The organism is Gammaproteobacteria bacterium, from assembly GCA_041395725.1.
Lineage (GTDB): Bacteria > Pseudomonadota > Gammaproteobacteria > Pseudomonadales > Pseudohongiellaceae > NORP240.
Genome location: JAWKZW010000001.1, coordinates 2,972,166 through 2,995,764 on the forward strand (window position 1 = coordinate 2,972,166; position 23,599 = coordinate 2,995,764).

The window sequence follows — 23,599 nt, forward strand, 5'->3', positions numbered from 1 at the left end:
CTGTCATCTGACGCCAAACGGTTATCTTCCCGCCGGGCTGATTGTTACACTGGCGCTCAGTGCCTGAGATAGCGGGGTTCTGGGCATTAGCCGCAAAACCTCTTTGTTTCGTTCTACCCAGATGTTAACTTAGCGGGCAGATTTTTTCCGACGAAGTCCGACAATAACAATCCAGGCCTAACCAGAACCGGGTTCCCACTTTAATGACAGCCTTGCATCAGAAAATCCTTCGCACGACCGTGCTATGTGTCGCTTTTATCAGCGGTTTCTGCATCATGACTATTGAGTTGCTTGGCGGGAGGATTCTTTCGCCTTACTTCGGCAGCAGCGTGTATGTGTGGGGAAGTATCATCACGGTGTTTATGCTGTCCCTGTCCTTCGGATACCTTGGCGGCGGCAGGCTTTCGATGCGCTCGCCCAATCCGGTTACCTATGCCCTGTTTTTCGTCATGGCAGCAGTGCTGGTCATGCCTATTGTGCTGTTTGCCGATGGCATCATGGAGCAGGTATTTCTGATAGTCGAAGATCCCCGGTATGGCTCACTGCTGGCTTCTATGCTGCTGTTTTTCTTCCCTACGGTAGTTCTGGGCATGATTTCGCCTTACTCGATTCGTCTGCTGGTGCGTAACGAGGATCACAGTGGTCACATTGCCGGGCAACTTTATTTTGTCTCCACGATTGGCAGTGCGCTTGGTACTCTGGGTACTTCCTTTTATTTCGTTCTTTGGTTCGATGTTAATTTTATCCTGTGGGGTGTGGTGCTGACGCTGAGTGCCGCCGGAGCCACAGTGCTGGGGGTGTATTACCTGCCACAGCGTTCCACGACAGGAGTTCAGCAATATGAGAGTTAATGCAGATTACGACAAGGCTCTGCGAAGGGCGATCATCATAGTGGCGGCTTTAGTGGTGCTGCTGCTTATTCCGCTGCTTTTTTCCGTGTCGGTCAGTGCCGAGGTGATCCACGAAGAGCGTTCGCTTTACCGTGATATTACGGTTGTTCAGAATGGCCCCCGTCGTTGCCTGATCTTCAATATCCGAATCGGTGACCGTAATCAGACCTGTGTCGACGTGGATGAGCCGGAGAAACTGGTTTTCTCCTACACTCGCATGAGTTTTGCCGGATTGTTGCTGCAGCCACAACCAGAGCGGATTCTGGTGGCGGGGCTCGGCGGTGGCAGTATCCCCATGACTCTGGCCGACCTGTTCCCCGCTGCGCGCATTGATGTGGTGGAGATTGACCAGGCGGTTTACAGTGTGGCTAAGGACTATTTCTTTTTCGAAGAGAACGACAACATGACTGTTGCCGTCATGGACGCGCGGGTTTTTGTGAAAAGAGCGGGGCTGGAAGGCCGGCAGTATGACTATATCGTCCTGGATGCATTCACTGGTGACTATATTCCCGAGCATCTGCTGACCAGGGAGTTTCTGGAAGAGGTTGCAGCAATTCTTGCGCCGGGCGGTGTCCTGGTGGCGAATACCTTTTCCACCAGCAGATTTTACGATCACGAGTCAGTCACTTATCAGGCGGTTTTCGGGGAGTTTTTCAATTTCAAACTGCCATCATCCGGGAACCGCATAATTATTACCGGCCTGGAGCCATTGCCAGAGCAGGGAGACCTGACCCAGCAGGCCAGGGCATTTTCGGAGCGTCTCAAAAAATATGACATTCCCATACTGGAATACCCGGCAAGACTGTCCACCACTGTGGATTGGGATATGAGCCGACGGGTTTTGACTGATCAGTTCTCGCCAGCGAACCTGCTCAGGGCCAACTGAGGGATTCACCTGCCGTATTTTTATTGGTGCTCCAACCAGAGCCTGCCTGTCGAGCTACTGGGAACCAAGAGATGATAACAAGCATCAGGAGTAGGGTATGAAAAAATTGAGTACAGGGTTGATGGCGCTCATGCTGTTGGTCCAGATTCAGTCCGGCAGTGCCGAAACCGCCATCAGGGCCGATGTGGTCTATGGACATAAGGACGGCATGGCGCTGGTCTATGACGTTCTGCAGCCAGACGATGCCAACGGGGCAGCAGTGGTCTACATGGTGAGTGGCGGCTGGTTCTCCCGCTGGGCGCCGCCGGAACAGCGGGTGCGGCAGTTCGCCGATTTGCTGGAAGCCGGTTTCACCGTTATTCCAGTTCATCACGGCAGCTCTCCCAGGTACCACGTGCCCGATGCATACGCCGATGTCAGTCGTGCCATTCGGCATATTCGCCTGCATGCCGACGATTATGGGATCGATGCAGCGCGTATCGGAGTTACCGGTGGCAGTGCCGGCGGCCATCTTTCCCTGATGCTGGGGCTGAATTCCGATACCGGCATGGCTGATGCCGAAGACCCGGTGCTCCGCTCCGGCAATGGGGTGGCGGCGGTAGTCGCCTATTATCCGCCGGTCGACCTGCGCCCGCTGGCCGGCCCCAGCGAGCGTTTCCCTGCGTTGAACTTTCCCCCGGACGAGGCGGCGGCAATTTCACCTATTCTTCATGTGGACCCTGAAGACCCGCCAACCCTGCTGATTCACGGGGATGCCGACGACCTGGTGGGAATAAGCAATTCAGAAATAATCTTTGCTGAGTTTCAGAAGCACAATGTGGCGTCTGACTTCATTACCATTCCCGGGGCCGGGCACGGATTCCGCGGTGATGACGCCGACCGGGCAGCCGCCGCCAGGCTGGCCTGGTTCAGCCGGTACCTGTTGAGCCACAGCGCCGCAGCCGACTGATTCCGGGGGCTATTTTCTGGTGTAGCGGGCCAGCAGGCTGGAGGTATCCCAGCGACCGCCGTCCATGGCCTGAACCTCCTCGTAAAAGTTGTCGACCAGCCGGGCTACCGGCAGCTCGACAGCATTTCTTTCGGCCTCTGCGAAGGCGATACCCAGGTCTTTTCGCATCCAGTCCACAGCAAAGCCGAAATCATATCTGTCATCCAGCATGGTTTTATAACGGTTTTCCATTTGCCACGACCCGGCTGCTCCCTTGGAGATGGTTTCAATCACTGCCTCAGCATCCAGGCCGGCCTTGAGTGCAAAATTAAGGCCTTCGGCGAGACCCTCGACGATGCCGGCAATACAGATCTGATTCACCATCTTGGCCAGTTGTCCGCTGCCAGCAGGACCCAGCAGTTTGCTGAACCTGGCGTAGTGATCCAGTACAGGCTTTACGCGCCTGTAAGTACTCTCCTGGCCGCCGACCATGACTGTCAGAACGCCGTTTTCGGCGCCGGCCTGACCGCCAGAAACAGGGGCATCAAGAAATTCCTTGCCCTGCCCGCTGGCCGCGGCATCCAGTTCCCGCGCCAGGCTGGCGGATGCCGTGGTGTGGTCAACAAGAACCCCGCCAGGGGGCATGCCGGCGAGGGCTCCCTCGTCGCCAAGGACGACGGCTCGCACATCGTCGTCGTTTCCAACACAGACAAACACGATCTCAGCACCGTCGGCCGCCTGGGCGGGCGTCTCTGCCCGCCGGCCCGGGTGCTCATTACACCACTGCTCTGCCTTGCTGCTGGTTCGGTTGTAAACGCAGACATCCAGCCCGGCGTTCTGTAAGTGGCCTGCCATTGGGTAGCCCATGACCCCCAGTCCGATAAATGCAACTTTCATGTTTTTCTGCCCTGGTCAGTTATAACGGTGAATTGACACTCCGCCGGCGTTGCTGTCTTGCTGGCGAAATTATTTTCTCTGATCTGGGCCGCCAATGCCAGGTTGGTTGCCTGCCAGGCCGATGAACCTCTAAGGCGCAAGTCAGGCGCGCAGCAATCGCTCTGTGACTGTCCCTTGTTGGTTTGGGCTTCTATTCCTGCAGACTCAGGTTTGCGATTGCGGCTTAGGTTTCAGAACAGGCGACTGGCGAGGGGCGGGTCACACAGGACTGCTGGCCAGATATGATTCGCGGTCTTGCAGACCGCGTCTCATTCGGAATTGGCGGGTGGCACCGGGCAGGGAAGAGTTGGTGATTTCCAGTCAGTTAACTGGAAACAATAGCTTTCATCTTGTCGAAATCAAGAATCTCGATTTCCTTGTTCTTGACTGAAATCACGCCTTTCTTCTGCAAGCCGGTGAATATGCGGCTGACTGTTTCCAGCGTCAGGCCAAGGTACTCGCCGATGTCACCACGGGTCATGTGCAGCAGAAACTTGTCTGGCGCCAGAGAGACACGGGCGTAGCGGCTTGACAGGCCAAGTAAGAACGAAACAATCCGCTCTTCGGCCGTGTAACTGCTCAGCAGGGTGTGAATTTGCTGATCCTTGGCAATCTCATTACCCATAATGGCAAAGAAATGATGTTGCAGGTTCGGTAGCTGATGGCTCAATTTCTCAAGCTGGGTAAACGGAATTTCGCAGACTGACGCATGCTCCAGCGCCACAGTGGAGTTAGAGTAGGCTTTGCTGGCGATGCCGTCCATGCCGAGGATTTCGCCTGGCATGAAAAACCCGGTTACCCGGCCCTGGCCGTCAGGGCCCAGGACATAGGACTTAAAGCTGCCGGATCTCACTGCGAAGACTGATCGGAAGGTATCGTTCTGTCGATACAGGTGATCGCCTTTCTTCATGGGCCTGTTACGCTGGACGATTTCATCTAGCTGGTGTATTTCAGACTTATTCAGGGCAATAGGCAGGCACAGCTCGCTGAGTCGGCAGCTTGCACAGGAAATAGACGGATTATGGGGGCATGGCCTGGCTGTGCCCTTGGTGATAGTGGAGACACGGATCCCTTCAGACCCCTGGTTGGCAACGCTAATACCAGCGTTTTGGCTAGGCGCAGTCATCAGCACTCCTCGATCTGTTGCAGGGCATAGATAGTGCCACCAAATTCTCAAATAAACAATCTCTTAGAATAATTGCCCGTTCTGCATTAACATATTCAGTGAGAGACCGGGCGGCTGTTTTTTGACGTAATCCGCCCGGTTGCCCGGTCATAGCGGCCCGGCCGGCGAAGGCAACGGGCAGAACGGGTAAAAAGACAAGCAGGCAAGTAGAAATTCAAATAGAAAAACTAATAGAAAAGCGAATAAAAAGACAAAAAGAAAGACTGAGCAGCAAGACAAATAGAACAATCAGGGAGTCCTCCATGCTTGAACTGAATAAGATCCTGGTGATTATCGAATCCGGCGCAGAAAAACAACCGGCGCTGGAGCGGGCCATGGAGTTGGCAAAGTGTGCTGAAGCCGAGCTGGAGCTGTTTGTCAGTGATTACAGCACCTACCTGGAAGACGGCTATTACTTCGATCCGGTACGTGCCCGGGAGTTGCGACGCGAGCACGGTGAAAAGACCCTGGGTGTATTGGAGCAGTTGGCCGAACCCTTGCGGGAAAATGGCCTGGAGGTGTCCTGCGCGACAGCATGGGGTAATCCCCCTTATGAAGAAATCATCCGGCGCGTCGACGAACTCAAACCCGATCTGGTCATTAAAAGCACAAGACACCACGAGCGCCTGACAAGGTTGCTGCTCGCCAACGATGACTGGGAGCTGATCCGCTACTGTCCCGCACCCTTGCTGCTGGTGAAAGACGGTAGCTGGGCCGGGCAGCCCAAGTTTGTTGCGTCTGTCGATCCTGAGCATTCCCATGACAAGCCCGCCGCTCTCGATCACAAGCTGGTGCGTGCGGCGGCAGAGCTGGCAAGAGTCAGCGGCGGTTCTGTGCATCTGTATCACTCAACCCACCTGCCACCGCTTGCAGGTATGTACCCAATCGAAAGCGACTACCGGGTCGACACAGCTAAAATCAAGGATCTGGGCGCGCAGCACAATGTCCCTGAAGACCACTGCTACGTGAGCGATGTGGAGATCACTCGTTCCTTGCCCGAGCTGGTCAACCTGATCCAGGCCAGTGTCGTGGTTATGGGTGCCGTTTCAAGATCCAGGCTGGATCGCATGCTGATAGGTAATACTGCAGAGAAGGTGTTGGATAAGCTGGAGTGTGATGTCCTGGTTATCAAGCCGGATGACGTGAAGGCCCACGAAACGGTGCTTTTATAGCGCTTAAAGTGTTATGGAGCCCATCTCCTAAGGGCCTTCAGGGTGCTCTTGTCTCTGAGCCGGGCAAAACAGGCTCAGGGGAACTTTAAGAAATCATCGGTGCCTGGGTCATAGTGCTTCTCGGTGTGATCAAAAAGGCCGGTCAGCTTCTACTGCTGGCCGGCCTGTGTCAGTTTGAGGTTGTCGTGTTAAAGCCTGTTCTGGCAGGGTTTTTCAACCGGGCTTATGGTTCCTGTTTGTAGTCGCTGTGTTCTTATGCCGCCTTTTTTCTGTGCGCTCCCCGCCACCAATTCGTTTCAAGCGGCCAGCTAGTCGTCGCTGCCAACCCGAACTGTAAGCACATCACAACAGGCGCCATGTAGCACTTTATTGGCGGTTGAGCCAAGAAGGATTTTCCACCCGGAGTGTCCGTGGCTGCCTATCACGATAGCGTCGACTTCGAGTTCTGACGCCAGATTCCGCACCTCTATGGCAGGAGAGCCCAGGAGCGTATGCTGATGCTCTTTGCTTACAGAATTTTTCGCCGCAATTTCCGCCAGGTTGTCGGCGGCAATCGACAGGGCTTCCTGTTGCAATTCATTGATGTTGATTGCATAGGCATCCATGCTGTACGCAGCCGCGATGGGTTCTACCACGTGCACCAGATGAATTTTGCCAGGATCACCCCCGGTTACCTTGAGTGCCGCGTTGATGACTTTCTGCGAATCACTGGACAGGTCAATGGCAACCACAATCTTGTTATATACGCTCATAGTTATTCCCTTTCTCGTATTGTGCGCCGGGTCAGGAGCCGGTGCGGGGATCTGGGACCGCTGGGTCGTGTTCAGACCATTGAACGACATATGTTCGATTATGCAATTGACCTATGTCAAGCGCCGTGCCGGGCTTCCCTGAATCCGGCCGGTTCACCGCGCTGGCTTACAGGTAAGGAGTGAACAACCAGGCGATGGCGTTGCGGATCCGGGCAGGCAGAGAGATGGCTTTCAGCTGTTGCCTGGTAAGTCGGCTGGACAACTGGAGTTTCTCCTCGATGTGGCTGGCCAGTAGAGCGTTGAGTGAGGTATCGAATATCTCCACACCCAGCTCGAAATTGAGGCGCAGGCTGCGGGCATCCAGGTTGGCTGAGCCGATGAGGGAATAGTTCTGGTCGATAATCAGTGCCTTGGCGTGGGCAAAAGGCGGTGGCTGGAAATAGACCTCGATATCCTTCTCCAGGTAATAGGGCAGTATATTCTGGTTCGCCCAGTGAACAAGAAAGATATTGCTCCTGGACGGCAGGATAATCTTGACGTCGACACCCCGGAGCCTGGCACCCACCAGTGCCGCAGCAATGTCAGGGCCGGGCAGGAAATACGGTGTCATTATCCACACCCGCTGTCGGGCGGTGGATAGAATGCCGACCAGCAGGTCGTTCAGCCGGTCGAGGTATTCATTGGGGCCGTCAAGAACCAGGCGGGTCCAGATAGGGGCTGTGTCCGGGTTATCATTGGACGGTTGAAACGGCTCAATATCCTTTTTACCGTACGAGTGATACCAGTCGCGCAGAAATGCCCGCTCCAGTTCGTCAACAATCTTGCCGGTAAACATGAAATGCAGGTCGGTGGCCCGGTGCCGAATACTGGCGTTCCCGGCCAGCTGCCGCTCGCCGATATTCTGCCCCCCGGTGAAAGCTACCTTGCCGTCGACTACCAGAATTTTGCGGTGATTACGCATATTGATATGCAGGGCCGGTGGTACCAGGGTGATCGGATTGAACCGCCCGAATTTCAACTGGTTCTTTTTCAGCAGGCTGCCGATCCGGGCTCGGGGGAAGCCCATTAATTCTCCCAGGGCGTCGACAATTATCCTGACATTGACGCCCCGGTCACGGGCCCTGCAGAGCGCGTCTATGAACTGCGCTCCGACACTGTCGTTGTCAAAAATATAGCTGGAAAGGTGGATCTGCAGTTCGGCAGCTTCAATCGCCTGCAACATCCGGGGGAAAAGTTGCTCGCCATTCTCCAGCAGAGTGACGGAGCTTGCGGCACGTAATCCTTTGCCGGTGACTCTCTCGCCGACAGTAGACATTGGTCGCAGATCAACATTGGCCGGATCGAGAATGCTCGGTGACTCGTCAGTTTCGAGACGGGCAAGGTAGGCGCGGTGGGCCCGCTGATTGACTCGATTGATGCCGAACAGCAGGTAGGTGAGCGGGCCGGCGACCGGCAGCACCAGGCAGAACCCGATCCAGCCGAAAGCGGACTTGGAATCCCGCTTGGTTAGCAGGGCGTGTAAGGCGGCAGAAAAACCGGTCAGTACCACCAACGTTGAAATAAGTAGTGCCGTGTTCAATTCGTCCTCGCAGGGGGCTGTGCGGCGACGGCAGCTGGCAGGGCAGCGGCAGTCAGTGTCGTAGACTCAGCCTCGCAATCAAGGCGCAATGATCAGAGATCCTGCGCCACTGTGGACTGCTCATCACGTCACAGGATCGCACTTGAAAGCCCCGCAGGTAAATTCTGTCCATCGGCAGGAGGGGGCGAAAGGAGGGGAAGGTCCTTGCCATACGTTTGTTGAATTTCTGATGCGCGTCCTGCAGGTGCAGTTCCCCGACCAGCAGATTGTGTATGCTTTTGCGCCAGTCATTGAAGTCGCCAGCCAGAATAAGAGGAGCATCCGGTGGAATCCTGTCCGAGATATAATCAATCAGCTTGCGTGCCTGCGCCCTCCGTTCGCTTTCAAACAGTCCGAAGTGGATACACAGCAGATGAATGTCGTTGGATGTTACCCCATGGAGTATACCCCGCTGGGAGAAACTGAGCAGCGACACATCCAGGTTGTGCCAGGACTTGAACGGCACTTCACTGAGGATGGCATTACCATGATGGCCCTGCTGGTAAATCGCATTTTTGCCATAGGCATGGTGTGACCAGACCGAGTCGGCCAGGTATTCCAGCTGGTTTTCCTGCGGCCAGCCAGGAACCTTGCTGGCCAGATGTCGATGCTCACCCACCACTTCCTGCAGAAAGACCACGCTTGCCTTGCTGTCGCGCAGACAATTGCGTATGTTTTCAAGGGTGAACTTCCGTTGCCCGGTGGAAAACCCCTTATGGATGTTAAGGGTAAGTACGTTAAAGTCGGTCGGCGTCATACTGCCAGTGTGTTCTTCGGGAGTCGGTCCGTGTTGAGCTGGGTCAACCTGTATGATAGGTGTTTGAATTAGATTATAAAACCGGCATTTGGCCCAAGCAGGAGAATTAGTTCATGAATACGGATCTGGTAAAAGCAAGTCTGTTGGAAAAGAAGGCCGAGATAGAGTCCCGGCTGCAACGTACTCACAAGCACCTCTTTGAAAAAGAGGAACCTGTCAGCGCCAATTTCAATGAGCAGATCAAAGAAACAGAGAACGACGAACTGGTCCGAGCGCTGGACCTGGAGGGGCGTGAAGAGCTGAGACAGATAAATAAAGCCTTGCAGAGGCTTGAGCAGGGCGAATACAGTGTCTGTTCAGGGTGTGGCGCAGATATCGGGGAAGCACGTTTACTGGCAATCCCCTATGCGGATCTGTGTATTGAATGCGCCAGCGCGGCAGATTGATTGCGGAAAGGCCTTGAAGCGCGCAGGACATTAACGTGGAACAGGGAACCACTGATTGACTACCGCAACGCCCTGGCTCTCCGACAAGGGCGCTGCAGAACACAGTCAGGTTTCCCGAGACTGGTAATTCGAACTGGGAGAATCAGGCATGCAGTCTTACAACAACATACTGGTAGTGCTCGATAATTACGAGGAGCTGCCGGAGGATGGCGATGCGCTCCCCGTCGAGGTGAGCAAGGCACTGCGGTTCGTTACAGACAAGCAGGACGCTAAAATATTTCTGCTGATCTGTGGCTACGAAAAATTTTTACATGACAGCTATTACAGTTTTGGCGATGAGTTGAAGGTACTCCGGGAAGAGCATTGTAAGCGCCTGGAGGAAACCCTGGGCCGTGTCGCCTCCCGCGTTGAAGCGCAGGGATACAGTGTGCATTCGGAGCTGGTGTGGGCGTTTCCACGTTATGAGCAGATTGCCAGAAAATCCATCGAGTATGCCGCCGACCTGGTAGTTCAGCACACGCGGCCCTATTCCAAGCTGGCCCGTGCGTTCTTGAGCAATGACAGCTGGCAGCTGGTGCGTTACTGTCCCAAACCGTTACTGTTGTTAAAGGACCGGCCCTGGAAGCAGAACCCGGTCATACTGGCTGCGGTGGATCCGATGCACGGACATCACAAACCTCTGCGACTGGATCATAAAATCGTCAGTACCGCTGTCAGCGTCGGTGCCCAGCTGGGTGGCACGGTTCACGTACTCCACGCCTACGCCGAGGTCGGCAGACCCTTCGCGTTGCCGGATAAGGTCATCAGGGCGCATGGCCAGGTTTTCGAAGAGTTGCTGGCCGATTTCTCTCTGGCGGGGGAAAACTGCCACCTGGTCGACGAATCTCCGGTATTTGCCCTGCAGAACTACGAAGAGAAGCTGGGGAGCGATGTTATCGTAATGGGTGCACTCTCACGTTCACGCCTGGCAGATGCGTTGATAGGCAATACGGCAGAGCAAGTACTGGATTATCTGGAATCCGATGTCCTGATTGTGAAGCCTCAATCTATCTCCTGACCCTGCAGCCACCTTGAATCAACCGGTCGTTGGTTCTCTGCAGCCTGATTTCAAGCCAGGTTCTTTACCACAAAAGGGGTAACTATGAACGCGCGAATGCAAGAGCTGCTGGAGAAGCTGGACCGGCTGGAGGAGGAAATAAGAAGGGAGGTTCGTGAGCAGGGAGAGCAGTTCCAATACCAGCTGGAAGGAACGCGGGTCCGGTTCGACCAGGCTGTAAAAGATGCCCATGTGAAAGTCAAAACCGGCCTGCTGACCTGGTTCAGGTCAGCTTCCATCCGAAATGTGCTGTCGGCACCGTTTATTTACGCGATGATTTTCCCTGTCGCGGCCCTCGACCTGGCAATAACGCTGTACCAGATTGTTTGCTTTCGTCTTTACCAGGTGCCACGGGTTCGACGATCGGATTACATCATCATCGATCGTCACTACCTCTCCTATCTGAATGCCATTGAAAAAATCAACTGTGTGTACTGTGGGTACGCGAATGGCGTCCTTGCTTATGCCCGGGAGGTGACCTCTCGCACCGAACAGTACTGGTGCCCGATAAAGCATGCAAGAAATCTGTCCGGCGCGCATTCGCGTTACGCAAAGTTCCTGGATTACGGCGATGAGCGGGACATCGAGGCCAGAGTGTTGACGCTGCGGGACGAAGTCCGTTCAGAGAGTTAGGGCGCCTCTGACTAACTGTCGCAGAGCACCGCGGCAGTTGGTCAGGGGGTCCTGGGAAGACTGTTGGTCTCTGCCAGAAGTTCAGAGTTCCGTGCCACAGCGCTTGCAGTATCTGGCATCGGCTTCATGCCGGGAGAGATTGCAGTTGATGCAGGCTTTCTGAATGTCCTGCCGGGCGAAGTCCTGCCGTTGAACTTCGTTCATTATTTCCACGCCGACTATTCCGGTGGGTACTGCGATAATGGCGTATCCGCAAATCATTGCCAGACCCGCGATCAGCTGGCCGAATGGGGTGTGTGGCGAGATATCCCCGTAGCCGACAGTGGTCACGGTTACGATAGCCCAGTACATGCTTTTGGGGATGCTGGTGAATCCGTTTTGCGGTCCTTCTATGACGAACATTAACGTGCCAAATACAACAATAAGTGTCAAAACACTGAACAGAAAAACGAAGATTTTGCGCCGCGCATGCACCAGTGCCCGAAACAGCACATTGGCCTCGCCTATGTACCTGAACAGCTTAAGGATTCGAAAAATTCTTAAAACCCGCAGTATGCGAACCACGATCAGATAGACTGTTTGCGGAAAAAGGAAGGCAATATAGGTTGGCAGAATCGAGAGCAGATCGATCAGTCCATAAAAACTGAATATGTAGCCTCGTGGATGCGGTGAGGAATAGATGCGCAGGGCGTATTCGATGGTGAACGCGAGGGTAAAGAACAATTCCAGCGCGGCGAGCAACTGGCCGTATTGCAGGTGGAAAGTGCTGACAGAATCAAGCACGACGGCAACCACGCTGGCCATGATCATGACTATAAGTGCCAGATCGAACAGCCTGCCGGCCTTGGACTCGTAACCGAAAATCACATCGTAGATGATTGCTTTCAGTCCCGAACTATCAGTGTTTTCAGCGTTCATGCTTTGTCCGTGTGAACTGACGTCGGTATTCCGTCCCCGAGGTAATCGATGGGATTTCCGCAATCGAAGCACCACTGTTCGGGTAAATAGAATTAGACGCCGGGTTTATCTGGTACCACGGCCAGATTTCTATCCAGTTTGTGCATCAGTTTCTCGGCGGTATGACCGACCAGCAGCTGACCCAGCCCGTGCCTGGCTGTAAAGCCAAGTACCACCAGGTCAGCGTCCAGTTCGTCGGCCAGTCGTCGAAGTGCCGTTACAGGAGAGCCTGCCGTGATCAGTATCGCCTTGCAGGCCAGTGAGAGCCGGCTCAGCATCTGCTGCACAACCGGCTCAATACGTGGACGCATTTTGGCCTCCAGGTCCATCAGCATCTGGAGATCTGCATTAGTCAGCGGATCGGATGCTTCCACGCAACAGGCAACATAGAGAGAGTAGTCGTGCTGATCACACCATTCCCCAGCCCATTTCAATACCTTGGTGTCCAGCGCTTTCTGATGCGAATAGCCGGTCTGTACATCGAGAGTCACCAGGAGCTTTCGCTCGGCGGAAAGTCGGTGATTGACGGCTATGATGACCGGACAGGGCAGGGCTCTTATCAGCTGCCAGTCGAGCGGTGTATAAACCAGTGACTCAGAGCGATGGCCCGTCTTGATTACCAGTTCGACCTGTTGTCTGGTACAGAAATCGGCGCAGTAGCCTGCGATTTCGGCGGTTGAAACGATGTCGAGGGAGATGCGCGACCGGCTGCCGAAGCACTTCTTCGTCGCGACATCCAGAGCCTCCAGCCTTTCATTGTGGCTTATGTCTCCCCGACTCGGGCCACCGGTGTCTATGAACGCCAGCACCGTTATTTGCGCGGTCGCAGGGCTGACAAACTCGCTCGCCTTCTGCAGGGCCGCCATACTGGACGGTTCTTGGTCAGCTATGACCAGGACGTGATTGTTCATAGGCAATGGCCTGAAGTCATTCTCGAGCTGGTTTGATGATCAATACGTCGCAGGGGCAGTCATCCAGAATTTTCTCGGCCGTGTTGCCGACGATGGCGCGTTCCAGGATATTCCGGGAAAGGGCGCCTATCACCAGGATGTTGGCCTGGCTCTTGTCCAGGTAATTAATCAGAGAAGGAACCAGGTCACCGCGCACAAGCTCAACGTTTTCGGGTGTGATTGAGTGGCTCGCAAGCAATTCAGTCAGTTTGGCCTCATGCCTGATCTTAAGATCCAGCATCTGCTCTGAGGTTTCGGCCGCAGTCGGGAACAGTGTTCCCACGAACGGGAAGTAGCAGTGAAAGACCTTGGCGGTCTGATTGAAGGCGGCGGCAATGTTTTCCGCCGTTTCGATCAGGCGATGGTCGAGCTTTGATTGCGCGGCTTTGGCGTGTAAGGGGTCAACCGACGCAACTACAGCGCCATTATCAAACCAGCTGCGTGGCTTGACCAGTAACAGGGGTTTCTGGCATTTACGAATAAGCCGCCAGTCGGTGTTGGTGATGACTGATTTACGGAATACACCGTGATGATGGGTGCTTTTCAATACCAGATCGGGATCGTATTCCTTGACTTCAGCCAGGATAGCCTCCGCCAGGTTGTGCTCTTCGGTGAAGGCCGAGGTGGCGCTGATGCCCAGCTCACTGAATTCCAGGACCAGATCCTGCAGAATCTTCTGGTAGTGCTCGACAAAAAGCAGCCTCTGCTTTTCCAGGAAATGCCCGTCCATTCCCTCATAGGCATAGGAATGCTGGGTCAATGTGTTGGCGGTATTAATAAAAAAGCGCACGGATGCCTTGTTACGCTCGACGATTGCCTTGACCCGATCTATGACAAAATCATGCTCAACGGTAGGGTCGACGATGACAAGGATGCTGTCGATGGTTGCCATAGGAAATCCTTTGCTTTTTCTAGTTATCAGTCGTGGCCATCACAGGGAGCCTTTTGTTAATTACCAGGCTATTTTGGTAACAGATCAGAGTCTCCTTAAATTTGAAAAACTGCCCGGCGCGCTAGCCCTGGACAGTCAGTAAAACTCAATCGATTGGGGCCGGGGCAGGCATCACCAGCACGCTTACGTGGCTGCAATCATACCAGCCTCGGCCCCGAGGTGTATATCGGGCGAAGGATTGCCAGGAATCAGGCGCTGAATTGTCACCCTATGTCAATTTTATAGGTGTTTGGCGTGGATTCTACCTTGCCTTTCTTGGGCACGCTCAGCGTCAGCACACCGTCATTGAAGCTGGCCGTAATATCATCCTGCTGCACACCGTCATCGACGGTGAAACTTCGGGTGAAGGTGCCACTGCTTCTTTCCTGACGAATTATTTTACCCCTCTTTTTCTTTTCACTTGAACTTTCCTTGCTGGCGCTGATGGACAGAACGTGGTCTTTCAAGGTGACAGCAATGTCCTCTTTTTTCACCCCCGGCAGCTCCGCCGTGATTTCGTAGCCGTCGTCGTCTTCGTGAATATCGACGCGCATGGCGGCTAGTGACTTGGCCATATCGGATTTGCCCATAGGGACGGGGAAGCCCGTGAAAAAATCGTCAAACAGAGCGTCAAAATCATCGAAGTGCTTGCGTGGAAGCAGGTTCATCGTTTATTCCTCCAAATTCAGTCCAGTCTTGAGAGCTTGCATGCTTGACAATCTGCCAGGGTGTTGCATTCGATCAGTGGTTCTCGACTGCTCACAGGCGGACGAGAACTCATTTTTTGCCAGCTTGTGCTTACCCTGATTGATCTATGTCAAGTCACGCTTACGCAGTGGTAAATGGGATTCAAAATGGCCTGTTTCAAGTGATGTGCCCGGGCCGGTCCGGGATTTTCGCCGGCAGGGGTTGCGAACCGGGTAAAAAGCTGATGACATGACGTGGAACCAGTATGAGGGTGAAATATCGTGGGAAGTAATACACTTTGGCGCGCACGGGTGCCCGTGATGGCGGTTGGTCTTGTGTTGTTGTCTCTGCTTGGGGCCTGCAGCCCTCCTGCCCCCCGGCCGCGGGAGGGAGTAGTTGGTATCAATGTGCCTTTTGTGCCGGAGATCAGTATCAATGAGGTCATGGTCGGGCAGGTTGATCATTCTGCCCACGAATTGCTGCGCCTCACCCTGGATGACGAGCCCCGTCTTACCCTGGGCGCCTGGCAGGAACTGGAGCACAACGCGATTCAGTTGATTTCCAGCACTTCGGCGATAACCATGGGTGGATCAGGCGTCAATGACGCCATGTGGGTGGCACAAAGTGGCTGGCGCGAGTATGTCGGTCTGCTCAATGAAGCGGCCGCTGACGCCCTGAGGGCTAGCCGTAGTCAGGACCTGCCGGCACTGCTGACTGCCGCCGACGCCATTCGGGAAAGTTGCGACGGCTGTCACCGTCAGTACAAGCCGGAAATCCCCACCGAGGGATTCTATCGGACTCACTGAGTGGCGGGGATCAGACTGGTCGATTGGCCCTGGTACAACAGCCAGTCCTTGGCAAGATAAAGGTTATAAAACCCTCGTATATCTGCCAGGTATCCTTCTTTGCTGACGGCCTTGCTGATGGCCTTGCCGGTTGAAAAGTCTGTCGGGTTGGAAAATACCAGCGCCGCCTTGAGTTCCGGGTGGGAGAATCTCTCTAATTTGCGGATTTCTGACTTGATACAGGCCTTTGCGAGAGCGGAAAGATCCGCGGCCCGGAAATCGAAGATCGCTCTTGATGATGCGTTGTCAACCTGGAGTGAATCGAGAAACCTGCTCAATTCTCCCAGGGTAAGTTTGCCGATAATCTCAATGATTGTCAGGTCTGAGCGCGAGTCCTTGATGCGTTTGAATTGAGCCATGGCCGGTGTCGCCTGATCAGTAAAAATGTCGACCGCCCCTGATTCTGTGAGGAAGCGAGTCCGGCAGGCGCATTTTATTTTTGAATTGTAATTAAAATTCTCTCGGCGAAGAGTCTAAATAACCGCCAGAAGTTTCGCCACTATTTTCTGATATAAGTTTTCGGTGACGGAGCTCCAGCATAGTTTTCCACAAGTTGCGCACAGGTTAGGCTGCAGCTGTCTGCACTTTTCCGCTTCTCAGCCCGGTTTATCAGGATGCGCTCCTGATCATGTTGCGGGCAATAATCATTTGTTGTATCTGGCTGGTGCCCTCGTACAGTCGGAACAGACGGACATCGCGATAGAATCTTTCCACCGCGTAATCGCTTACATAACCTGCTCCGCCATGGATCTGCACGGCCCGGTCGGCCACGCGTCCAACCATCTCCGTGGCGAACAGTTTGCAGGCCGAGGATTCAGTGCTTATGTTTTCGCCACGGTCGCGCGCCCTGGCGGTTTCCAGGGTCATACAGCGTGCCGCATAGGCCTCAGTCTTGGAATCGGCCAGCATGGCCTGTATAAGCTGGTGTTCGGCAATCGGTTTACCGAATTGCTGGCGATTAATCGCGTAATTGAGGGCGTCGTCTATCAAGCGTTCAGCGACACCCACGCTTACCCCGGATATATGCAGGCGGCCGCGATCCAGTACTTTCATGGCAGTTATGAATCCAGCGCCTTCCTCGCCAATGAGGTTGTCAGCCGGTACCGGGCAATCTTCAAAGATGACATCGCAGGTGAGGGATCCAGCCTGTCCCATCTTTTTGTCTATGGCCCCCAGGGTAATCCCGGGAGTTCCTTTCTCGACGATAAAGGCAGAAATGCCCCGTGCCCCTTTGATTTCCGGGTTGGTGCGGGCCATTACGTTAAACGTGTCAGCCACCGGCCCGTTGGTGATATAGCGTTTGGTGCCGTTGAGTATGTAATGATCACCGTCCCGCCGGGCCGTGGTTTTTAAGGCGGCCGCATCGGAGCCTACATCCGGTTCGGTGAGACAGAAGCAGCCAATCCATTCACCGCTGGCGTAGCGGGGCAGAAACTTCTGTTTCTGCTCTTCAGACCCGTCGAACACCACGGCCGCAGAGCCGATACCGTTGTTGGTGCCCAGGATAGAGCGAAATGCCGGGGAAGTGTGGCCCAGGGCCATGGCCACGTGGATTTCCTCTTCCATGGTCAGGCCGAGTCCCCCGTATTCTTCCGGGATTGTCATGCCGAACAGGCCCAGCTCCTTCATTTCTTCGATTATTGTGTCGGGAACCCTGTTATTGTCAGCGACCTCGTCTTCCGCCGGGATCAGGCGCTCACGGACGAAACGCTCAACGATGTCCACCAACTGGTCAAGTATTTCCTGGTCTCTGATCATTTTCTCTGCCTCCTGCCGGGAGCGCGTAAGCCAGGGCCTGCTCCCACGAATTTAATTGCCGCTGCTGGAGGTCATTTTTGCCTCCAGCCAGGCGGAATGAGTGTAGTTTAGTCGTTCTAAATAAGCGAATTCCAACAACGCTGGAGGCAAAAATGGCCCAGCACAACAACTTTTTTGATGGGAATTGAAGCCGATACGTCATATCCCGATCGGTTGGACTACCGGGCGTCAATAAACGGCGATTGCGCCTTGAAACAGGCACCATTCCTGGCGCAATGCGGGCCTGGTGGTCGAATTCCACCCTCATTGGCCCTGTGCTAGAATTGGCGGCCTTTAAAATGCTGGGCCAGCTGAAAGGGGGCGGTCTGGCAGGCATCCTGGATGTGCTGTCCCGGGACCGTCCTGCCCGGGAAACCCCGCGTCTTCAGCTTGTCCCGCCCTGTCTGAGAGGGAAAGACTGATGACTACTGGCACACTCTTTGAGGCCTTCATTTACGATGGCGGTCGTACGGCTTTCGGGCGTCACGGTGGCGCACTGGCGCCGGTGCGGCCTGATGATCTGCTGGCACATACCATCAGGAACCTGACGGCCCGCAACGATTTTGCCGCGGATGCTTACGAGGATGTGGTTGCAGGGAACACCAACCAGGCGGGCGAGGACTGTCGGAATGTGGCCCGATTCGCGGCTTTGCTGGCAGGCATGCCGACCACCGTGGCCGGGCTCACGGTCAATCGGCTATGTGCGTCCGGTCTGGCGGCCGTACTGGATGTCACCAGGGCCATCAAGTGCGGCGAAGGTGATCTGTTCATCGCCGGTGGTGTGGAATCCATGAGCCGGGCTCCATTGATATTATCCAAGGCCCATACCGCCTACGACCGCGGCCAGCAGATTGCCGACAGCACGTTGGGTGCGCGATTTCCCAACCCTGCCTTTGTTGCCGCCTTCGGCAACGACAGCATGCCCGAGACGGCGGACAATATTGCCCGTGATCTGGGAATCTCGCGAGAGGACAGTGACCGGTTTGCCGCCGCCTCCCAGGCCAGGTACGAGGCCGCCCGCGCTGACGGGTTCTTTAAAGACGAGATCATCCCTATTTCGGTACCCCAGGGGCGTAAGAAGCCACCGTTGACCGTGGAGGCAGACGAGCATCCCCGCCCGGGTACTGATCTCGAGGCGCTGGCAGGCCTGCGGGCGCTCTATGAGGGCGGTGTGGTAACGGCTGGCAACGCATCAGGAATCAATGACGGAGCCGCGGCCCTGATAATTGGCAGCCGTGCTATCGGCGAAAAATACGGCGTCAAACCCAGGGCGCGGATAATAAGCGGTGGCGTTGCCGGCGTCGAACCGCGTGTCATGGGTCTGGGGCCTGTCTTCGCGGCGCGCAAAGCCCTGCAGAGGGCCGGTCTCAACATGGCCGATCTGGATGTTATTGAGATAAACGAAGCATTTGCCACACAGGTGCTGGGTTGCCTGAAACTGCTTGAGGTCGATTTTACCGATTCCCGGGTCAACCCCAATGGAGGGGCTATTGCGATAGGGCACCCTCTGGGAGCTTCCGGGGCAAGAATTGCCCTGACAACTCTGCGGCAGCTTGAGCGCACTGGCGGCCGCTTTGGGCTTGCCAGTCTCTGTATCGGTATCGGTCAGGGTGCTGCCGCAATTATTGAACGCTTGGACTAGTGCAGTCTCTCCCGGCAGCACGTTAATAACTAATCCTGCTAAATAAAGAAGGAAATTCCAATGTCGAACGTAGTCAGCTATGAAGTAATCAACAACATAGGCGTCATATCGGTCAATAATCCCCCGGTAAACGCGCTCGCCCATCCGGTCCGGGAAGGGATCCAGAATGCGCTGTTACAGGCTCAGGATGATGACAGTGACGCGGTGTTGTTGATCTGCGAGGGGCGAACCTTTATCGCCGGTGCTGATATCACTGAGTTCGGCAAGCCTCCGAAATCGCCCTCGCTGCCCGAGGTTCTGGCCAGCATAGAAAATTCCAAGAAGCTGGTCGTTGCAGCAATTCACGGAACCGCGCTTGGCGGCGGCTTTGAAACTTCCCTGGCCTGCCACTATCGCTGCGCATTGCCTTCCGCGAAGGTGGGGCTGCCGGAGGTTAAACTGGGTTTGCTTCCCGGGGCAGGTGGCACACAAAGAGTTCCACGTGTTGCCGGCGTCAGGGCGGCGCTGGACATGATGACCAGTGGCAGTCCGGTGCCCGCAACCAAAGCCAGTGACATGGGGCTGATCGACGAGGTTATTCAGGGTGACGATCTTAAGGCCGGGGCGCTGGCCTATGTCAAGGATCTGATCGAATCCGGAGCACCGCTGAAGCGGATCCGGGACATTAATATCGACCCTTCTTCAATAGAACCCGGGTTCTTTGAGAATTACCGCAAGCAGCTGGCGCGCAAGGCCCGTGGCCAGATAGCACCGGATCGGATTGTATCCTGTGTGGAAGCGGCGGTAACCATGCCGATGGACCGGGGCCTGGAGCGGGAGCGTGAATTGTTCGGTGAACTCGTGCAGTCTCCCGAGTCGGCGGCGATGCGGCATATCTTCTTTGCAGAGCGTGAGGCGGCAAAGATCAAAGACGTACCCGGCGATACCGCAAATCGCGACATCCGGAAGGTCGCCATAATCGGCGGCGGTACCATGGGAGGCGGTATCGCAATGTGCTTTGCCAATGTGGGTATTCCCGTGACTTTGCTGGAAATCAATGACGAAGCGCTGCAGCGGGGAATCGGCATAATCAAGAAGAACTACAGCATCACCGTAAAGAAAGGCAAGCTCAGCGAAGACAAGGTTGAGGAGCGCCTGAGTCTGATTTCGGGCACTACGGACTATGCCGATCTGGGAGATGTCGACCTGGTAATCGAGGCGGTATTCGAAAATCCGGATATCAAGAAGGAAGTCTTTACCAGGCTGGATGCGGTCTGCAAGCCGGGCTGCATACTGGCGTCGAATACTTCCTACCAGGACATTGATGATATAGCGACCGCCACCCGACGGCCGGAAGATGTCTGCGGCCTGCACTTCTTCAGCCCCGCCAATGTGATGAAGCTGCTGGAAGTGGTGCGTGGTGAAAAAACTGCCCAGGATGTCCTGGCTACGGTGATGAAGCTGGGCAAAAAGATCGGCAAAGTCTGCGTGTTGTCGAAGGTCTGTTATGGTTTTATTGGCAATCGTATGCTGTCCGGTTACGGTCGTGAGGCTCAGATGCTGTTAATGGATGGCTGTACGCCGGCCCAGGTCGACTCGGCGCTGGAAGATTTCGGCATGGCCATGGGAGTCATCGCCATGAGCGACCTGGCAGGCCTGGATGTAGGCTACAAGGCCCGCAAGGCGCGCAAAGATCTGCCTGCTGATCCCAAGGGCTATATTGTTGCCGACACGCTGGTTGAGATGGGCCGCCTCGGGCAGAAATCAGGTGCCGGCTTCTATCAATATGATCCCGCCACCAGAGCGCGGTCTTCGGATCCGGAAGTCGAGGCGCTGATCCGCCAGAAGGCTGAAGAGCTGGGTATTGACCAACAGGAATTCACTAATGAAGAAATTCTCCAGCGGTGTTTCTATCCGCTGGTCAACGAGGGAGCATTGATCCTCGAAGAGGGTATTGCTCAGCGCCCCAGCGATATCGATGTCGTTTACGTTTACGGTTATGCCTTTCCTGCCGCGAAGGGTGGCCCGATGTTCTGGGCCGACCAGCTTGGTCTGAATAATATCTATGACAAAATCTGTGAGTTTCGCGATAAGTACGGCGAACAATACTGGAAGCCTGCTCCGCTGCTGGAAAAATTAGCCAATGAAGGCAAGACTTTTGCTGAGTGGGCCCGGGAAAACGCTTGAGCTTGTTGGAGAAGCCCTATGATCGCTTATGAAACCACTGAGCCGGGTGCGCCATTGGCCCGGGTCGAAAAAGAGACCCCTCAGCCTGAAGGGGCTCAGGTGCTGCTCAGAATGCTGGCCTGCGGAGTTTGCCATTCAGATATTCATCTTCATGATGGAGCCTTTGAGTTGGGCAACGGCAAACGTCTTGATGTGGCTCAGACGGGGCAGGTATTGGGGCACGAGATTTTTGGCGAAGTAGTGGCTGTCGGACCCGATGCCGAGGGCATAAAGCCCGGTGATCGGCGTGTGGTCTACCCCTGGATCGGTTGTGGCGAGTGTGCCGCCTGTCAGCGGGGAGACGAGCATCTGTGCACACCGGGCAGGGCGCTGGGTATCGTGAGGCCGGGGGGGTTCGCTGATCATGTGCTGGTACCCCATAGTCGCTACCTGTTCGACAAGGGGGCAGTTCCCGATTCCCTGGCGGCCACCTACGCATGCAGTGGGTTGACCGCCTACGGGGCACTGAATAAAGTGGGGGATCTGAAACCTTTGGATAAGGTTGTCATCCTGGGCGTTGGCGGTGTAGGTATGATGGCAGTCCAGATTGCCATCTCGGTATTTGGCATTCAGCCCCTTGTCGTTGATATAGACGACGAAAAGCTTGCCGCCGCCAGGAAGCTGGGTGCCGAAGCGGCCTTTAATTCTTCAGACCCGCAGACGGCGAAAGAAATTCGCAAGCGCACTGGCGGCGCTTATGCGGTAATTGATTTCGTCGGTGCCGAAGCGAGTGTCAACTATGGGCTGAACTGCCTGCGGAAGGGCGGCAAGCTGATTATTGTGGGCCTCTATGGTGGCTCCCTCACCCTGCCGATTCCCTTTATTCCCATGAACGCACGAATCATCCAGGGCAGTTATGTAGGGACCCTGCAGGAGATGGGTGAGTTAATGGCCATGGTTCGTGACGGCAAGGTTGCCCCCATTGAAATTCTTGAGCGCCCGCTGGCGGAAGTCACTGACGCCCTGGCCGATCTGAAGGCGGGCAAGGTCAAGGGTCGGCAGGTGCTGATGAACGTCTGAAAGTCGAGGGCTGCCCCGACAATGCCCGCCAGCAGTATTAGTGAGGATTAAATACAGTGAGCTACCTTGAAGACTTCCGGGACACTACCCGTGCCTGGCTGGAGCAGAATTGCCCGCCATCCATGCGTACGCCCATGGTTACCGACGAAATTGTCTGGGGTGGACGAAACGCTACGTTCAAAAATCCGGAGAGCCGGCTGTGGCTGGAGCGCATGGGCAGCAAAGGCTGGACCTGCCCCACTTGGCCCGAAGAATACGGCGGTGGTGGCCTGAGCAAGGAGGAAAGCCTGGTCCTCGCTGCGGAACTCAAGCGTATTAATGCCAGGCCGGCCCTGAGCAGCTTCGGTATCAGCATGCTTGGCCCGGTGCTGCTTGAGTACGGTACGCAGGAGCAGAAGCTGGAGCATCTCCCCAGGATTGTGCGGGGCGAGATCCGCTGGTGTCAGGGGTATTCCGAGCCGGGAGCGGGTTCCGATCTGGCGAGCCTGCAAACCAAAGCGGTGCTTGATGGCGACACCTACAGAATCACCGGCTCCAAAGTGTGGACAAGCTATGCCAATGTTTCTGACTGGATATTCTGCCTGGTCAGAACCGATTCCGATGTGCCCAAGCATTCGGGCATCAGTTTTATACTTTTCGATCTGACCAGCAAGGGGGTCAGTACCCGCCCGATCCAGCTCATCAGCGGATCTTCGCCATTCTGCGAGACTTTTTTCGACGATGTCCGCGTTCCGGCTGGGAACCTGGTAGGGCGGCTGAATGACGGCTGGACTATCGCCAAGCGTCTTCTGCAGCACGAGCGTACGATGATCTCCAGCTTTGGTCTGGCCGGCGGCAATATTGACAGGGGCGCCAATGCGATGACCCTGGAGCAGGCGGCCAGGCATTACCGGGGAGATGGGGAGCGCATTACTGATCCGGTTCTGAGAGACCAGATTGCCCACTTCATGATGGATGCAGAAGCCTTCGAGTTCACCTCTCGCCGCTCGCTGGATGAGTCGAAGCAGAGTGAGGGGCCTAATGCCACCTCGTCGGTGCTCAAGTATTACGGCTGTGAGTTGAACAAGCGCCGTTACGAATTGATGCTGTCGGCTATGGGAAATCGGGCCCTGGGCTGGGAGGGAGAGGATTTTGACAGCGGCGAGCTGGGTATCACCAGGGAATGGCTGCGCTCCAAGGCTAATTCCATTGAAGGCGGTACTGCGGAAGTTCAACTGAATGTCATCGCCAAGCGGGTGTTGGGATTACCTGACCTGCTGAGTTTGACGCGGAAATAGGGGTGGTGC

23 protein-coding genes are annotated in these 23,599 nt (G+C 55.3%); 12 read left to right on the forward strand and 11 right to left on the reverse strand.

The window, feature by feature from the left end; all coding sequences use genetic code 11:
• Nucleotides 1–203: 203 nt before the first annotated feature.
• The 3 genes from R3F50_13045 (at nt 204) to R3F50_13055 (ending at nt 2,725) form a co-directional block, all read left to right on the forward strand.
• Nucleotides 204–851 carry a fused MFS/spermidine synthase gene (locus R3F50_13045; protein ID MEZ5491229.1) on the forward strand — a complete coding sequence of 216 codons (648 nt, stop codon included), beginning with the start codon at nt 204–206 and terminating at the stop codon, nt 849–851.
• The gene (locus R3F50_13050; protein MEZ5491230.1) at nt 841–1,776 is read left to right on the forward strand and encodes a fused MFS/spermidine synthase; all 936 of its coding nucleotides are present in this window, start codon (nt 841–843) and stop codon (nt 1,774–1,776) included. The genes R3F50_13045 and R3F50_13050 overlap by 11 nt, the downstream gene beginning before the upstream one ends.
• A gap of 97 nt (nt 1,777–1,873) precedes the next feature.
• The gene (locus R3F50_13055; protein ID MEZ5491231.1) at nt 1,874–2,725 is read left to right on the forward strand and encodes an alpha/beta hydrolase; all 852 of its coding nucleotides are present in this window, start codon (nt 1,874–1,876) and stop codon (nt 2,723–2,725) included.
• A 9-nt stretch (nt 2,726–2,734) separates the two neighbouring features.
• Here the strand turns inward: R3F50_13055 and R3F50_13060 are convergent, their stop codons facing one another.
• Together R3F50_13060 and fnr are read right to left on the reverse strand one after the other, a co-directional pair.
• A complete protein-coding gene (locus tag R3F50_13060; GenBank protein MEZ5491232.1) occupies nt 2,735–3,601 on the reverse strand; it encodes an NAD(P)-dependent oxidoreductase in 867 nt (288 codons plus the stop codon).
• Nucleotides 3,602–3,965: 364 nt separating this feature from the next.
• On the reverse strand, nt 3,966–4,766 hold the full coding sequence (gene fnr, locus R3F50_13065; protein MEZ5491233.1) for a fumarate/nitrate reduction transcriptional regulator Fnr: 801 nt from the start codon (nt 4,764–4,766) through the stop codon (nt 3,966–3,968).
• 302 nt (nt 4,767–5,068) lie between these two features.
• Between fnr and R3F50_13070 the strand changes: the two genes are divergently transcribed.
• Nucleotides 5,069–5,977, forward strand: a complete 909-nt coding sequence (locus R3F50_13070; protein MEZ5491234.1) for a universal stress protein — start codon at nt 5,069–5,071, stop codon at nt 5,975–5,977.
• A gap of 308 nt (nt 5,978–6,285) precedes the next feature.
• Here R3F50_13070 and R3F50_13075 read toward each other — a convergent pair whose 3' ends face one another.
• The 3 genes from R3F50_13075 to R3F50_13085 all read right to left on the reverse strand — a co-directional run bounded on the left by R3F50_13075 (nt 6,286) and on the right by R3F50_13085 (nt 9,104).
• Nucleotides 6,286–6,729, reverse strand: coding sequence for a universal stress protein (locus R3F50_13075; protein MEZ5491235.1), 444 nt, complete (start codon nt 6,727–6,729; stop codon nt 6,286–6,288).
• Between the two features lie 166 nt (nt 6,730–6,895).
• Nucleotides 6,896–8,308: a phospholipase D-like domain-containing protein gene (locus R3F50_13080; GenBank protein MEZ5491236.1), complete on the reverse strand. Its 1,413-nt coding sequence runs from the start codon at nt 8,306–8,308 to the stop codon at nt 6,896–6,898.
• Nucleotides 8,309–8,360: 52 nt separating this feature from the next.
• The gene (locus R3F50_13085) at nt 8,361–9,104 is read right to left on the reverse strand and encodes an endonuclease/exonuclease/phosphatase family protein (protein MEZ5491237.1); all 744 of its coding nucleotides are present in this window, start codon (nt 9,102–9,104) and stop codon (nt 8,361–8,363) included.
• A gap of 113 nt (nt 9,105–9,217) precedes the next feature.
• On the opposite strand from R3F50_13085, the gene R3F50_13090 reads away from it, so the two are divergent.
• The 3 genes from R3F50_13090 (at nt 9,218) to R3F50_13100 (ending at nt 11,279) form a co-directional block, all read left to right on the forward strand.
• On the forward strand, nt 9,218–9,550 hold the full coding sequence (locus R3F50_13090; GenBank protein MEZ5491238.1) for a TraR/DksA family transcriptional regulator: 333 nt from the start codon (nt 9,218–9,220) through the stop codon (nt 9,548–9,550).
• A gap of 148 nt (nt 9,551–9,698) precedes the next feature.
• Nucleotides 9,699–10,607: a universal stress protein gene (locus R3F50_13095; protein ID MEZ5491239.1), complete on the forward strand. Its 909-nt coding sequence runs from the start codon at nt 9,699–9,701 to the stop codon at nt 10,605–10,607.
• 84 nt (nt 10,608–10,691) lie between these two features.
• The gene (locus tag R3F50_13100; GenBank protein MEZ5491240.1) at nt 10,692–11,279 is read left to right on the forward strand and encodes a hypothetical protein; all 588 of its coding nucleotides are present in this window, start codon (nt 10,692–10,694) and stop codon (nt 11,277–11,279) included.
• An 81-nt stretch (nt 11,280–11,360) separates the two neighbouring features.
• Here the strand turns inward: R3F50_13100 and R3F50_13105 are convergent, their stop codons facing one another.
• The 4 genes from R3F50_13105 to R3F50_13120 form a co-directional block, all read right to left on the reverse strand.
• Complete coding sequence (locus tag R3F50_13105; GenBank protein ID MEZ5491241.1) at nt 11,361–12,197, reverse strand: ion transporter; 837 nt, start codon at nt 12,195–12,197, stop codon at nt 11,361–11,363.
• Between the two features lie 92 nt (nt 12,198–12,289).
• On the reverse strand, nt 12,290–13,147 hold the full coding sequence (locus R3F50_13110; GenBank protein MEZ5491242.1) for a universal stress protein: 858 nt from the start codon (nt 13,145–13,147) through the stop codon (nt 12,290–12,292).
• Nucleotides 13,148–13,163: 16 nt separating this feature from the next.
• Complete coding sequence (locus R3F50_13115) at nt 13,164–14,078, reverse strand: universal stress protein (protein ID MEZ5491243.1); 915 nt, start codon at nt 14,076–14,078, stop codon at nt 13,164–13,166.
• Nucleotides 14,079–14,341: 263 nt separating this feature from the next.
• A complete protein-coding gene (locus R3F50_13120; GenBank protein MEZ5491244.1) occupies nt 14,342–14,785 on the reverse strand; it encodes an Hsp20/alpha crystallin family protein in 444 nt (147 codons plus the stop codon).
• A 339-nt stretch (nt 14,786–15,124) separates the two neighbouring features.
• Between R3F50_13120 and R3F50_13125 the strand changes: the two genes are divergently transcribed.
• The gene (locus R3F50_13125) at nt 15,125–15,610 is read left to right on the forward strand and encodes a cytochrome c (GenBank protein MEZ5491245.1); all 486 of its coding nucleotides are present in this window, start codon (nt 15,125–15,127) and stop codon (nt 15,608–15,610) included.
• On the opposite strand, the gene R3F50_13130 is transcribed toward R3F50_13125, so the two are convergent.
• Nucleotides 15,604–16,008, reverse strand: coding sequence for a hypothetical protein (locus R3F50_13130; protein ID MEZ5491246.1), 405 nt, complete (start codon nt 16,006–16,008; stop codon nt 15,604–15,606). The two genes, R3F50_13125 and R3F50_13130, sit on opposite strands and share 7 nt — an antisense overlap.
• A 250-nt stretch (nt 16,009–16,258) precedes the next feature.
• Entirely contained in the window at nt 16,259–17,407 is a 1,149-nt protein-coding gene (locus tag R3F50_13135; protein ID MEZ5491247.1) for an acyl-CoA dehydrogenase family protein, read from the reverse strand.
• A gap of 460 nt (nt 17,408–17,867) precedes the next feature.
• Between R3F50_13135 and R3F50_13140 the strand changes: the two genes are divergently transcribed.
• The 4 genes from R3F50_13140 to R3F50_13155 are packed head-to-tail and all read left to right on the forward strand — an operon-like array spanning nt 17,868 to nt 23,590.
• The gene (locus R3F50_13140; protein ID MEZ5491248.1) at nt 17,868–19,088 is read left to right on the forward strand and encodes a 3-oxoadipyl-CoA thiolase; all 1,221 of its coding nucleotides are present in this window, start codon (nt 17,868–17,870) and stop codon (nt 19,086–19,088) included.
• Nucleotides 19,089–19,148: 60 nt separating this feature from the next.
• Nucleotides 19,149–21,254: a 3-hydroxyacyl-CoA dehydrogenase NAD-binding domain-containing protein gene (locus tag R3F50_13145; GenBank protein MEZ5491249.1), complete on the forward strand. Its 2,106-nt coding sequence runs from the start codon at nt 19,149–19,151 to the stop codon at nt 21,252–21,254.
• A gap of 18 nt (nt 21,255–21,272) precedes the next feature.
• On the forward strand, nt 21,273–22,313 hold the full coding sequence (locus R3F50_13150; GenBank protein MEZ5491250.1) for an alcohol dehydrogenase: 1,041 nt from the start codon (nt 21,273–21,275) through the stop codon (nt 22,311–22,313).
• A gap of 56 nt (nt 22,314–22,369) precedes the next feature.
• A complete protein-coding gene (locus R3F50_13155) occupies nt 22,370–23,590 on the forward strand; it encodes an acyl-CoA dehydrogenase family protein (protein ID MEZ5491251.1) in 1,221 nt (406 codons plus the stop codon).
• Nucleotides 23,591–23,599 lie beyond the last annotated feature (9 nt).

Excerpts from the sequence above, each read along its gene's own strand:
- R3F50_13050 (MEZ5491230.1), top strand. The coding sequence starts at position 841 with ATGAGAGTTAATGCAGATTACGACAAGGCTCTGCGAAGGGCGATCATC.
- R3F50_13110 (MEZ5491242.1), bottom strand. The coding sequence starts at position 13,147 with ATGAACAATCACGTCCTGGTCATAGCTGACCAAGAACCGTCCAGTATG.
- R3F50_13135 (MEZ5491247.1), bottom strand. The coding sequence starts at position 17,407 with ATGATCAGAGACCAGGAAATACTTGACCAGTTGGTGGACATCGTTGAG.
- R3F50_13140 (MEZ5491248.1), top strand. The coding sequence starts at position 17,868 with ATGACTACTGGCACACTCTTTGAGGCCTTCATTTACGATGGCGGTCGT.
- fnr (MEZ5491233.1), bottom strand. The coding sequence starts at position 4,766 with ATGACTGCGCCTAGCCAAAACGCTGGTATTAGCGTTGCCAACCAGGGG.
- R3F50_13105 (MEZ5491241.1), bottom strand. The coding sequence starts at position 12,197 with ATGAACGCTGAAAACACTGATAGTTCGGGACTGAAAGCAATCATCTAC.
- R3F50_13070 (MEZ5491234.1), top strand. The coding sequence starts at position 5,069 with ATGCTTGAACTGAATAAGATCCTGGTGATTATCGAATCCGGCGCAGAA.
- R3F50_13150 (MEZ5491250.1), top strand. The coding sequence starts at position 21,273 with ATGATCGCTTATGAAACCACTGAGCCGGGTGCGCCATTGGCCCGGGTC.
- R3F50_13145 (MEZ5491249.1), top strand. The coding sequence starts at position 19,149 with ATGTCGAACGTAGTCAGCTATGAAGTAATCAACAACATAGGCGTCATA.
- R3F50_13115 (MEZ5491243.1), bottom strand. The coding sequence starts at position 14,078 with ATGGCAACCATCGACAGCATCCTTGTCATCGTCGACCCTACCGTTGAG.
- R3F50_13045 (MEZ5491229.1), top strand. The coding sequence starts at position 204 with ATGACAGCCTTGCATCAGAAAATCCTTCGCACGACCGTGCTATGTGTC.
- R3F50_13100 (MEZ5491240.1), top strand. The coding sequence starts at position 10,692 with ATGAACGCGCGAATGCAAGAGCTGCTGGAGAAGCTGGACCGGCTGGAG.
- R3F50_13060 (MEZ5491232.1), bottom strand. The coding sequence starts at position 3,601 with ATGAAAGTTGCATTTATCGGACTGGGGGTCATGGGCTACCCAATGGCA.
- R3F50_13055 (MEZ5491231.1), top strand. The coding sequence starts at position 1,874 with ATGAAAAAATTGAGTACAGGGTTGATGGCGCTCATGCTGTTGGTCCAG.
- R3F50_13075 (MEZ5491235.1), bottom strand. The coding sequence starts at position 6,729 with ATGAGCGTATATAACAAGATTGTGGTTGCCATTGACCTGTCCAGTGAT.
- R3F50_13095 (MEZ5491239.1), top strand. The coding sequence starts at position 9,699 with ATGCAGTCTTACAACAACATACTGGTAGTGCTCGATAATTACGAGGAG.
- R3F50_13085 (MEZ5491237.1), bottom strand. The coding sequence starts at position 9,104 with ATGACGCCGACCGACTTTAACGTACTTACCCTTAACATCCATAAGGGG.
- R3F50_13125 (MEZ5491245.1), top strand. The coding sequence starts at position 15,125 with ATGGCGGTTGGTCTTGTGTTGTTGTCTCTGCTTGGGGCCTGCAGCCCT.
- R3F50_13130 (MEZ5491246.1), bottom strand. The coding sequence starts at position 16,008 with ATGGCTCAATTCAAACGCATCAAGGACTCGCGCTCAGACCTGACAATC.
- R3F50_13120 (MEZ5491244.1), bottom strand. The coding sequence starts at position 14,785 with ATGAACCTGCTTCCACGCAAGCACTTCGATGATTTTGACGCTCTGTTT.
- R3F50_13090 (MEZ5491238.1), top strand. The coding sequence starts at position 9,218 with ATGAATACGGATCTGGTAAAAGCAAGTCTGTTGGAAAAGAAGGCCGAG.